At 65.8% G+C, this 9,564-nt stretch carries 11 protein-coding genes; 3 read left to right on the top strand and 8 right to left on the bottom strand.

Features of this window, described 5'->3' with window-relative positions; genetic code table 11:
* Positions 1–245: 245 nt before the first annotated feature.
* The 7 genes from chrA to BDIM_RS01575 all read right to left on the bottom strand — a co-directional run bounded on the left by chrA (position 246) and on the right by BDIM_RS01575 (position 5,555).
* Positions 246–1,487, bottom strand: a complete 1,242-nt coding sequence (gene chrA / locus BDIM_RS01605; RefSeq protein WP_003163811.1) for a chromate efflux transporter — start codon at positions 1,485–1,487, stop codon at positions 246–248.
* A gap of 22 nt (positions 1,488–1,509) precedes the next feature.
* Positions 1,510–2,256 (bottom strand): arsenical resistance protein ArsH, encoded by a 747-nt coding sequence (gene arsH, locus BDIM_RS01600; RefSeq protein WP_003163810.1) that lies wholly within the window; start codon positions 2,254–2,256, stop codon positions 1,510–1,512.
* Positions 2,253–2,693 (bottom strand): arsenic resistance N-acetyltransferase ArsN2, encoded by a 441-nt coding sequence (arsN2, locus tag BDIM_RS01595; RefSeq protein WP_003163809.1) that lies wholly within the window; start codon positions 2,691–2,693, stop codon positions 2,253–2,255. Before arsN2 ends, arsH begins: the two co-directional genes overlap by 4 nt.
* Entirely contained in the window at positions 2,693–3,778 is a 1,086-nt protein-coding gene (arsB, locus tag BDIM_RS01590; protein ID WP_003163808.1) for an ACR3 family arsenite efflux transporter, read from the bottom strand. The genes arsN2 and arsB overlap by 1 nt, the downstream gene beginning before the upstream one ends.
* Complete coding sequence (gene arsC, locus BDIM_RS01585; RefSeq protein WP_003163807.1) at positions 3,778–4,200, bottom strand: arsenate reductase (glutaredoxin); 423 nt, start codon at positions 4,198–4,200, stop codon at positions 3,778–3,780. The genes arsB and arsC overlap by 1 nt, the downstream gene beginning before the upstream one ends.
* Before the next feature lie 7 nt (positions 4,201–4,207).
* Entirely contained in the window at positions 4,208–4,543 is a 336-nt protein-coding gene (locus BDIM_RS01580; RefSeq protein WP_003163806.1) for an ArsR/SmtB family transcription factor, read from the bottom strand.
* Between the two features lie 112 nt (positions 4,544–4,655).
* Positions 4,656–5,555 carry a LysR family transcriptional regulator ArgP gene (locus BDIM_RS01575; RefSeq protein ID WP_003163805.1) on the bottom strand — a complete coding sequence of 300 codons (900 nt, stop codon included), beginning with the start codon at positions 5,553–5,555 and terminating at the stop codon, positions 4,656–4,658.
* A 68-nt stretch (positions 5,556–5,623) separates the two neighbouring features.
* Between BDIM_RS01575 and BDIM_RS01570 the strand changes: the two genes are divergently transcribed.
* The 3 genes from BDIM_RS01570 (at position 5,624) to BDIM_RS01560 (ending at position 7,918) form a co-directional block, all read left to right on the top strand.
* Positions 5,624–6,247: a LysE/ArgO family amino acid transporter gene (locus tag BDIM_RS01570; protein WP_003163804.1), complete on the top strand. Its 624-nt coding sequence runs from the start codon at positions 5,624–5,626 to the stop codon at positions 6,245–6,247.
* 26 nt (positions 6,248–6,273) lie between these two features.
* Positions 6,274–6,954, top strand: a complete 681-nt coding sequence (locus tag BDIM_RS01565) for a B3/B4 domain-containing protein (protein WP_003163803.1) — start codon at positions 6,274–6,276, stop codon at positions 6,952–6,954.
* An 88-nt stretch (positions 6,955–7,042) separates the two neighbouring features.
* Positions 7,043–7,918 carry a dihydrodipicolinate synthase family protein gene (locus BDIM_RS01560; RefSeq protein WP_003163802.1) on the top strand — a complete coding sequence of 292 codons (876 nt, stop codon included), beginning with the start codon at positions 7,043–7,045 and terminating at the stop codon, positions 7,916–7,918.
* Positions 7,919–8,380: 462 nt separating this feature from the next.
* Here BDIM_RS01560 and BDIM_RS01555 read toward each other — a convergent pair.
* Positions 8,381–9,564, bottom strand: a 1,184-nt coding sequence (locus BDIM_RS01555) for a CaiB/BaiF CoA transferase family protein (protein ID WP_050796559.1), incomplete at its 5' end; no start/stop codon positions are given.

Raw genomic sequence — 9,564 nt, 5'->3', positions numbered from 1 at the left:
GGCGCGTCGCCGACATCAGCGCGAATAGGCGAGGACACCTGACCATAAGCCGACGAAGCCCCTCCGGTGGGGCAAGAATGACGAACCCTCTTGGGAGGACTCATCAATGCGACCGCCCGACGGGAAGATGGCTCTTGTCATGATGCCCCATCGGCATCCATGCCGCTACGAGCACTCGGAGTGCAAGGTCTGCCTTGTTCACCATGCAGGAGTCCTGGATACATCGCGACGGGCGCGGGCTCGGCTCAGATCAGTGCGAAGGCGACCCCGCTTGCGGCGGTCAGGGCAACGACTATCCATGGTGTGCACTTCCACACCGTCAACAGAACGAAGCCGGCCAGCGCCACGAGGAAGTCGATCGGACTCAGGATCGCGCTGGTTCCTACTGGGGTATAGAGGGCGAAAGCGAGAATGCCGACGACCGCCGCGTTCGCACCGCGCATCGCCGCCTGGGCCGCCGGTCGGGCGCGCAGCAGGCTCCAGAACGGCAGCACGCCTGTCACCAGCAGCAATCCCGGCGCGAAGATCGCCACGAGACAAAGGGCGGCCCCAGCGAGTCCATTCGGAGAAGGCTCCATCACGGCGCCCAGATAGGCGGCGAAGGTGAAAAGCGGCCCCGGGACGGCTTGGGCTGCGCCATAGCCCGCAAGAAAGCCATTGGAATCGATCCAGCCGGGCTGCACCACGCCTTCTTCGAGCAGGGGCAGAACGACGTGACCGCCTCCGAAAACGAAGGCGCCGGCTCGATAGAAGACGTCCAGCAAGGCGACGCCGTGGAACCCTGTCGCCATGGAGGCGAGCGGTAGGCCCGCCAGAAGCAGAAGGAACAGGACCAGGGCCCCTGCGCCGGCGCGCCGTGAAATCGGGAAGCTTGCAGTCGCCCCTGGCGCGGCGGTCGTCGTGCGGCAAAGGCGCAGCCCCGCCAGACCGCCGAGGACGATAGCGACGATCTGGCCTGTCGCTCCGCCGAGCAACATCAGGATTACAACAGCGGCTAGGCCGATGACTGCTCTTTGCCAATCAGGGGTCAGGGTGCGGGCCATCCCCCAGACCGCCTGAGCGACCACAGCCACGGCCACCAGCTTCAGTCCATGAAGCAGGCCCATTCCAACTGGCCCGTGGAGCGAGGCTGCGCCCATGGCGAACAAGACCAGAAGCGCGGCGGACGGCAGCGTGAAGGCGCACCATGCCGCAACGCCACCCAATGGGCCGGCGCGCCACAAGCCCAAGGCGTAGCCCACTTGGCTGGAGGCCGGCCCTGGCAGGAATTGGCACATGGCGACCAGGTCGGCGTATCCGGCTTCATCGATCCAACGGCGTCGGGCGACCAACTCGTTCCGGAAATAGCCGAGGTGCGCGACGGGGCCGCCGAACGACGTGAGGCCGAGTTTGAGGAAGACCGCGAAGACCTCTGCCGGCGAGCCGGTCAGGGGCGCGCTCAGGCGTCTGTGGGCTGCTTTGGATTCGCCGCTGATTTCCGTGGCCATTCTCCAGCAATCCAGTCTGATGCTACGCAGACCTGATCGCGATCGCTGACAGGTCATTGGCCGCATCGATCGGCACGCCCGACGCCTTTCGCTCGGAATAGCGATCCACCAACTGACCTGCGTGCCACCGCGTCAAGACGGTGAAGCGCACCAGTTCCTCCATCACATCGACGATGCGATCGTAGTAGCTGGACGGCTTCATGCGGCCGTCGTCGTCGAACTCCAGGAAGGCCTTGGCGACGCTGGACTGGTTGGGGATGGTGATCATCCGCATCCAGCGGCCGAGCAGGCGCAGGGTGTTGACCGCGTTGAAACTCTGCGAGCCGCCGGAGACCTGCATGACGGCAAGGGTGCGGCCCTGAGTCGGGCGCATACCGCCCATGCTCAGCGGCAGGTGATCGATCTGAAGCTTCATGATCCCCGAAATCTGGCCGTGGCGTTCGGGGCTGCTCCAGACCATGCCCTCCGACCACAGGGCATGCTCGCGCAGTTCGTGGACGGCGGGATGATCGTCGTAGTCGACCTGATCGGTCAGCGGCAGGTCGGACGGATCGAAGATGCGCGTTTCGCAGCCCATGAAGCGCAGCAGGCGAGCGGCCTCCTCGACGCATAGCCGGGAATAGGAGCGGTCGCGCAGTGAGCCGTAGAGCAGCAGGATGCGGGGCGGATGATCGTGCGGGCCGAGGCCGAGCGCGGGGCGGCTGGACAGATAAGCTGGGTCGAGCGCGGGCAGGTGGTCGGGATCAGGCAGGTCGCGAAGGCGGGTCATCGGGCGCGCAGTTCCTTGAACATGAAGGCCGCCGAGGCCGGGCACAGGCCGCTGAACTGCCGGGAGGCGGCGACTGAGGGCGGCGCGGCTGACCGAAGGGCGACCGAATAGCCGTGTCGCTGGAAGAAGGCGGCGGCCGAGGTCGTGAGCAGATAGAGACCGTCGGCCCCTTGTCCGGCGGCTTCGGCTTCGAGCCAGCACAGGATCGCCCCGCCGTGACCGCCGCCGCGACGGCTGTCAGGGACGACGATGGAGCGGATCAAGACGTCGGGCCCGACCTGCTCCAGCCCGCCGTAGCCGATCAGTCCGGCATCGTCCCCGAAGCGGTAGAAGCGCCGACCGGGCTCGTGGAGATCGTCCGTCGGCAGCCCGGCGGCCTCCAGCGCGGCGATGAGGTCGGGAGTGGGCTCGGGCAACTCCACGGCGTTGAAGGCCATCAGCAGGCGCCCTTCTTCGGGGCGGTCGCGGGGAAGCAGCGGCGGCCCAGCCACAGGGCGACCGACACCAGCAGGATCAGCACAGGGACCTCGACCAGCGGACCGATGACGGCGGCGAAGGCTACCGGCGAGGCCAATCCGAACGCCGCGATGGCGACGGCGATCGCCAGTTCGAAGTTGTTGGAGGCAGCGGTGAAGGCCAGGGCCGTGGTGCGCGGATAGTCCGCCTCGATCAGCCGTCCCATCAGGAAGCTGACCACGAACATGACCAGGAAGTAGATCGTCAGCGGAATGGCGATGCGCAGGGCGTCCAGCGGCAGGGCGACGACCTCGCCGCCCTTCAGGCTGAACATGGCGACGATGGTGAACAGCAGGGCGATCAGGGTGATCGGCGCGATGCGCGGCAGGAAGCGCGCCTCGTACCAGTCGTTCCCCTTGCGCGTGACCAGCGCGCGCCGGGTCAGGAAACCGCCGAGAAAGGGCAGGCCCAGATAGACCAGGACGGCGCTTGCGATGGTCCAGACGCTGACGTCAACCACGCTGCCCTCCAGCCCGAACAGGGGCGGCAGTACGGTCAGGAACAGCCAGGCGTAGAGGCTGAAGAAGGCGATCTGGAAGATCGAGTTGAAGGCGACCAGGCCCGCCACATATTGGTTGTCGCCGCGCGCCAACTGGTTCCAGACCAGCACCATGGCGATGCAGCGGGCTAGTCCGATCAGGATGACGCCGGTCATGTGTTCCGGCTGGTCGCGCAGGAAGATCACCGCCAGCGCGAACATCAGCACCGGCCCCAACACCCAGTTCTGGAACAGGGACAGAAGCAGCACGCGCTTGTCGGCGAAGACGCGGGGAAGTTCCTCGTACGTCACCCGCGCTAGCGGCGGATACATCATCAGGATCAGGCCGATGGCTATGGGGATGTTGGTCGTCCCGACCGACAGGCCGTCGATCCAGGCGGGAAGCCCGGGCGCGACTGTGCCCAGCAGCACGCCCAGCGCCATTGCGGCGAAAATCCACAATGTCAGCCAGCGATCGAGGAAGGACAGGTGGCGCCTTGGTTGTTCAGCAATCACGGCATTGACCATCAGCGGACCCTCCGGCCCCCGGCGTCGATGACGACTTCGCCGTCCTCCTTGGTGAAGGGCTTGAGTCCTTCTGAAGGCAGAAGGTCGAGGACCGCTTCGGACGGGCGACATAGCTTCACGCCTAGCGGCGCGACCACGATCGGACGGTTCAGCAGAATCGGGTGTGCTTCGATGGCGTCCAGAATCTGGTCATCGGTCAAATCAGGGTCTCCGAGGACCAGTTCGGTGAAGGGGGTGCCCTTCTCGCGCAGAAGGCCGCGCAGGGGGACGCCCATCCGTTCGACCAGCGCCTGGATCATGGCGCGGTTGGGCGGCGTCTTCAGATACTCGATGACTTGCGGCTCGATCCCGACGTGTCGGATCAGGGCCAGGGCGTTGCGCGACGTGCCGCAGGCAGGGTTGTGATAGATGACGACGTCCATGGTGTCCTCATGCGCGGCAGAGCGAGAGTTCGGCCAGTAGCGGCTCGCACAGTTCGGCGCGGCCCTGGCAGCAGTCCTTCAGCAGGAACAGGACCAGCGCCTGGAGGCGATCCAGGTCCGCCCGGTAGATGATCGACCGGCTGTGGCGCTCCGAATTGACCAGGCCGGCGCGGGACAGAACCCCGAGGTGCGCCGACATGGTGTTGGCGGGCACCGCCAGGGCATCCGCGATCTCGCCGGCGGGTAGGCCTTCGGGTTCGTGCCGCACCAGCAGACGGAAGGCCTCAAGGCGTGTCGGTTGGGCTAGGGCGGCAAGAGCGAGGATGGCGGCTTCGGATTCCATGATTCCAAAATAATGGAATTAATGGTGTCGTCAACCAAGCCGGGAACGCTAAGCAAGGATGGAATGTCAGCTGTCCGTCGAGAAGCCAATGACTGCTCCTGGCGCATTGCCGTCAGGCGATGTGTAGCCAGTCGGCCGCCCCGGCGCGAACCGTCCTGGTCAGGTCTTCGATCAGGCGGGTGGTGATGCGTAGATGCTGCCAGAAGAGCGGCACGTCGACGATGACGCCGGGGGCAAGATCGACTAGGCGGCCTGACGCGATCAACGGAGCGGCCAAGCGTTCCGGCGTCAGGGACCAGGCGACGCCCGCCAGAGTGAAATCCAGAAACCCCTGAGTGGACGGCACCCAATGGGTCGGGCCTTCGATCGGGCTTCCGACGACCTGCTCAGCCCACTGGAGTTGCAGTCGGTCCCGCGGGCCGAAACGGAGCACCGGCGCCTCGGCAAGCCGTTCGGCCGTCACGCCGTCGAGGAAATAACGATCGCGATAGTCCGGTGTCGCTGCGGCTACGTAGCGAAGCGAGCCTAGCGGCAGGGTGCGGCATCCTGCGACGGCCTTTCCCGCCGTGGTCACAGCAGCGATGACCTCGCCCGAACGCAGACGCTCGGCGGTGTCGGCCTCATCGTCGAGCACCAGAGACAGGGTGTTCGGCTGGTCTGCGGCGAAGCGGGTGGCTGCGCCGGGGAACCAGGTGCCGAGGCTGTCGGCGTTGAGGGCGATCTTCAAGGTCGGGCGCGCGCCGCCGAACGCCGCAGCCCAGACGGGATCGCCCGCCATCATGTCGTGCTCCAGCAGGGCCACCTGATCGAGGTGGGCCGCCAGACGCGCCCCGGCCTCTGTCGGTCGGCAGGGCGTCGCACGGATGACGAGGGGAAGGCCCAGGCGCTCCTCGAGACCCTTCACGCGTTGGGACACCGCCGAGGGCGTGACCGACAGGGCTTCAGCAGCCGCATCGAATGATCCGGTACGGATGACGGCGGCCAAGGCGGCGAGGGCGGGATAGTCGAGCATTAGGGTAGCTAATCTAACTTAAGCAGGATTAGTTCGGCTACGACTTCGTGCTGTGCGATCAGCGCCCCATGATCGTTTCCATTCTTCCGCCACTGGCGAAAGGCTTCGTCCTCTCGGCCAGTCTGATCGTCTCCATCGGCGCACAGAACATGTTCGTGCTGCGGCAGGGGCTGCGGCGCGAGCATGTCCTGCCGGTCGTCCTGTTCTGCGCCGTGGCGGATTCCGTTCTCGTCATCGCCGGCGTGAATGGTCTGGGTCAACTGTTGGCGGCGCTTCCCGGCCTGTCGGCGGGGTTGAGTCTCGGCGGCGCTGCCTTCCTGACATGGTACGCCGTCGGGGCCTTTCGACGGGCGATGCGCTCGGAGGCCCTGATCATTGAGGACGGCGCAGGTCTTTCGCTCAGGGCGGCGCTGGCGGCCACCGCCGCCTTCACCCTTCTGAACCCGCATGTCTACATCGACACCGTCATGCTGATGGGAGCGGTCGGGTCCAGCCTGCCCGAGAGCCAGCGGCTGTTCTTCATCATCGGAGCCTCAACCTTCGCCGCTGTCTGGTTTGCGTCCGTCGGTTTCGGCGCACGCTTTCTGGCACCGCTCTTCGCCCGCCCGATCGCGTGGCGCGTGCTGGATGTCGTCACGGGCCTGATGATGACCGTCATAGCCGTAGTCCTGGTGCGCGGCGTCTTCGCCTGACGCCATTTCAGAACATCGAGGTCCTCATGAAACCACCTGTCATCGCCCCGGAAATCTACGCCCTGCGCCCGGACTTCGCCGTGCTCAGCATCCTTGTCACTGGCGCGCGCAACGGGCCGAGCGATCCTGATGACGCAGAACAGTTGCGTCTAGCGTGTCGGGTGCAGGAGCCTGAGTGGGCTGAGGCGCATCTGGGGGCTTGGCGGGACGCCTACCGCGCCTTCGGCGCCAAGCCGCAGCGGACGCCATGCTCCGTCGAGGCCTTGCGCAAGCGGGGGCAGCGGGACGGGACCCTGCCGCCGGTGAACGCCGTCGTAGATCTCTACAATGCGGTCAGCCTTCGTTACGCCCTTCCGATCGGCGGCGAAGATGCGGACGCCTACGCCGGGACGCCCCGATTGGTGGTCGCGCAGGGCGGCGAGATTTTCGACACGGCCCAAAACGGCGAACCGAAGATCGAAGTGATCGATCCCGGCGAGGTTATCTGGCGCGATGACCACGGCGCGACCTGCCGACGATGGAACTGGCGACAGGGCGTACGGACGCGGATCACTGACGACAGCACCGCCATGTGGTTCATCCTCGAGCGCCTGGCCCCCATGCCGATCTCGGCGCTGATGCGGGCGGGCGACGAACTGATCGCCGGATTGAAGCGTCTCAGTCCGTCGCTGCAGGCGAGCAGCCTTCTAATAGAGCGCCCCGACTGATCGGCTGAAATGACACAAACTGAAGCCAAGCCTGATTTGAGCCGACCGCTGCATCGGTCCTCACTAAGGCGATATTCTGGAGCAGAGCATGGCGCTGTTTTCGGGTCTTTCGGCCTTTCCCATCACTCCGATGACGTCCGAAGGCGAGGTCATTGCGCCTGACCTGCAGCGACTAATCCGACGCATTGAGGCGGGCGGCGCCGATTCCATAGGTCTGCTCGGCAGTACCGGGACTTATATGTTTCTCAGCCGCGACCAACGGCGACGCGCCGTGGCGGCGGCCGCTGAAGCCGTCGTCTCGATCCCGATCATTGTCGGCGTCGGCGCCATGCGCACCGACGAGGCCCAGGCCCAGGCGGGCGATGCGGCGGCAGAGGGCGCGTCCGGTCTGCTCTTGGCGCCGGTCAGCTATACGCCGCTGACGGAGGAGGAGGTCTTTCAGCACTTCCTCGCCGTCGCCTCGGCCACGGACCTGCCGCTATGCATCTACAGCAATCCCGGAACGACCAACTTCATCTTCAGGCCGGAACTGGTCGCGCGTCTGGCGGCGATCACGACCGTGGCGGCGATCAAGCTGCCGCTGCCGGCGTCCGGCGACATCGCCGCCGACCTGGCGGCTTTTCGGCAGGCGGCGCCGGGCTTGTCCATCGGCTACAGCGGCGACTGGGGCTGCAAGGCTGCGCTGCTGGCGGGCGCCGACTGCTGGTACAGCGTGGCCGGCGGGCTGTTTCCTGTACAGGCCGCCCCGCTCGCGGCGGCGGCTGTCAGAGGCGATCGCGAGGAAGCGGACCGATGCGACGCCGCCTTCGCGGGCTTGTGGGACCTGTTCCGCGCCCACGGCGGTCTTAGGCTGATGTATGCGGCGGCGAACATGCTGGGATTGACCGAAGCGTCGCCGCCGAAACCGCTTCTGGGACCCGACGAAAGGCTGACGGCCAATCTCCGAAAGGCTTTGCCGCTCTGATACGCAGATGGTGCCCAGTGTCGGGTTTCGGCCATTAAGCCAAGGGCCGCTACTGGCGCTTCCGGGACCCGGTCGGCCATTTGCCATTCGTGCCCCATTGCTGCGGTTCGGAAAGTCGCTCCTTTGGCGCGCGATACCTGTCACGACACTAGGGCCAGTACCTTCCCCTGGGCTCACTTCTAAAATCGCGCCCGCCACCCCTCGTTAAGCACCGGCTCACGTCCATCAGGGACGTGCCTGGATGGTTGTTCGACCGATCAATGTCGACGGCGCGCCTGTACGGGTGGCTTCGCGATGCTCGGGGATTGTAAGGAGCCGTCGGGATCCGTTGGCGAAGAGGCTATCCGGCGAGGCAAAGCAGCGTTGTTACGCGTCGATGCACGACGTTCCCGTCGCCGCATAACTTAAACCAAATGGCCTCGGGACACCCGGGGCAGTTCAATCTTGATTTTGAACCCACCATCAGAAACCCGTTGCGGGCTCGTGCTCGCCTAGCATGGGAGGGCGCTCCGAAGGGGAGCGGTGGCTTCCCAGGAAGATGGGGCTGGAGAGAATTCGCACGGTATTCGTTCCCGACGCAGGGTGCGCGATGTCCTGAACGAGCGCGCGGGCGCGAAGCTGAGCATCCGCAAAGACTTCGTCGTAACGGTTCACGGCGGCGCCCGGCACGCCCAGGGCGGCGAGCCGTTCGAGTGCGCGGTCGCGCGTCGTTCGCCGGAAAGCGTCCCGCAGCCTCTCTTCGAGACCCGTCCCATTCGCCTTACCGGAACCTGAAGGCGATGGGGAGGGGGTGACGGTGCTGGCGAGGGTCGCCAGGGCGTGCAGATGATCTGGGGAGCTTACGGACAGAAAGATCGGGCCGTCCTGACAGATGTAGAGGCCGGTTGGAGAAGAGCCGACGTAATTTCCGCGTCTCGACGGTTGGCGTCCTGTCTCGAGAAAAGACTGAATGCTGCCGGCTTGCATGGCAACCGCGACATCCAGCAGGGCCACGTCCACGTGCTGGCCGGGGGCCGCGTCAGCATAGCGTTGGTAGAGCGCGGCGACGGCGGCCAACGCTGCGAACTGGCCGGTGGACACGTCCATCAGACTAGGGCCTGTTTTTAACGGACCGCCGCCGGGTTCTCCATCCGGGAGACCCGTCATCGCCATCAGGCCGCCTTGCGCCTGAAACACCGCATCATAGCCGGGTCTGTCGGCATACGGGCCGGATTGGCCGTATCCCGTCAGCGAAACATAGATCAGCTGAGAGTTGACGATCCCCAGGGTGGAAGCGTCAAGACCGAAGCGAGCCAGATTGCCGGCGATGAAGTTCTCAATCAGCACATCAGCATCGGCCGCGAGCGTCCGGATGCGCGCTTGACCTTCGGCCGAGGCGAGATCCACGAGAATAGAGCGCTTGTTGCGGTTCGCGCAGAGATGGAAGGCGGATTCCAACGTTCGAGCGCCAGCCGCGTCTATCAAGGCGTCCGGCCCGTATAGGCGCGCGTCGTCGCCGCGGCCCGGCCGTTCCACTTTCAGGACGTTCGCTCCGAAGTCTCCCAGCACCTGCGCCGCCCACGGCGCCGCCAGCACCCGGCCCAGGTCCAGGACCCTGACCCCGTCGAGCGGCGCCGCCGAGACGGCGCCATCGCCGTGCAGCGATC

Origin of the sequence: Brevundimonas diminuta ATCC 11568, assembly GCF_000204035.1 — a bacterium.
Taxonomy (GTDB): Bacteria; Pseudomonadota; Alphaproteobacteria; order Caulobacterales; family Caulobacteraceae; genus Brevundimonas; species Brevundimonas diminuta.
This window is presented reverse-complemented; position numbering and strand designations above follow the sequence as displayed.

Excerpts from the sequence above, each read along its gene's own strand:
- arsC (WP_003163807.1), bottom strand. The coding sequence starts at position 4,200 with ATGGACGTCGTCATCTATCACAACCCTGCCTGCGGCACGTCGCGCAAC.
- chrA (WP_003163811.1), bottom strand. The coding sequence starts at position 1,487 with ATGGCCACGGAAATCAGCGGCGAATCCAAAGCAGCCCACAGACGCCTG.
- arsN2 (WP_003163809.1), bottom strand. The coding sequence starts at position 2,693 with ATGGCCTTCAACGCCGTGGAGTTGCCCGAGCCCACTCCCGACCTCATC.
- BDIM_RS01570 (WP_003163804.1), top strand. The coding sequence starts at position 5,624 with ATGATCGTTTCCATTCTTCCGCCACTGGCGAAAGGCTTCGTCCTCTCG.
- BDIM_RS01580 (WP_003163806.1), bottom strand. The coding sequence starts at position 4,543 with ATGGAATCCGAAGCCGCCATCCTCGCTCTTGCCGCCCTAGCCCAACCG.
- arsH (WP_003163810.1), bottom strand. The coding sequence starts at position 2,256 with ATGACCCGCCTTCGCGACCTGCCTGATCCCGACCACCTGCCCGCGCTC.
- BDIM_RS01560 (WP_003163802.1), top strand. The coding sequence starts at position 7,043 with ATGGCGCTGTTTTCGGGTCTTTCGGCCTTTCCCATCACTCCGATGACG.
- BDIM_RS01565 (WP_003163803.1), top strand. The coding sequence starts at position 6,274 with ATGAAACCACCTGTCATCGCCCCGGAAATCTACGCCCTGCGCCCGGAC.
- BDIM_RS01575 (WP_003163805.1), bottom strand. The coding sequence starts at position 5,555 with ATGCTCGACTATCCCGCCCTCGCCGCCTTGGCCGCCGTCATCCGTACC.
- arsB (WP_003163808.1), bottom strand. The coding sequence starts at position 3,778 with ATGGTCAATGCCGTGATTGCTGAACAACCAAGGCGCCACCTGTCCTTC.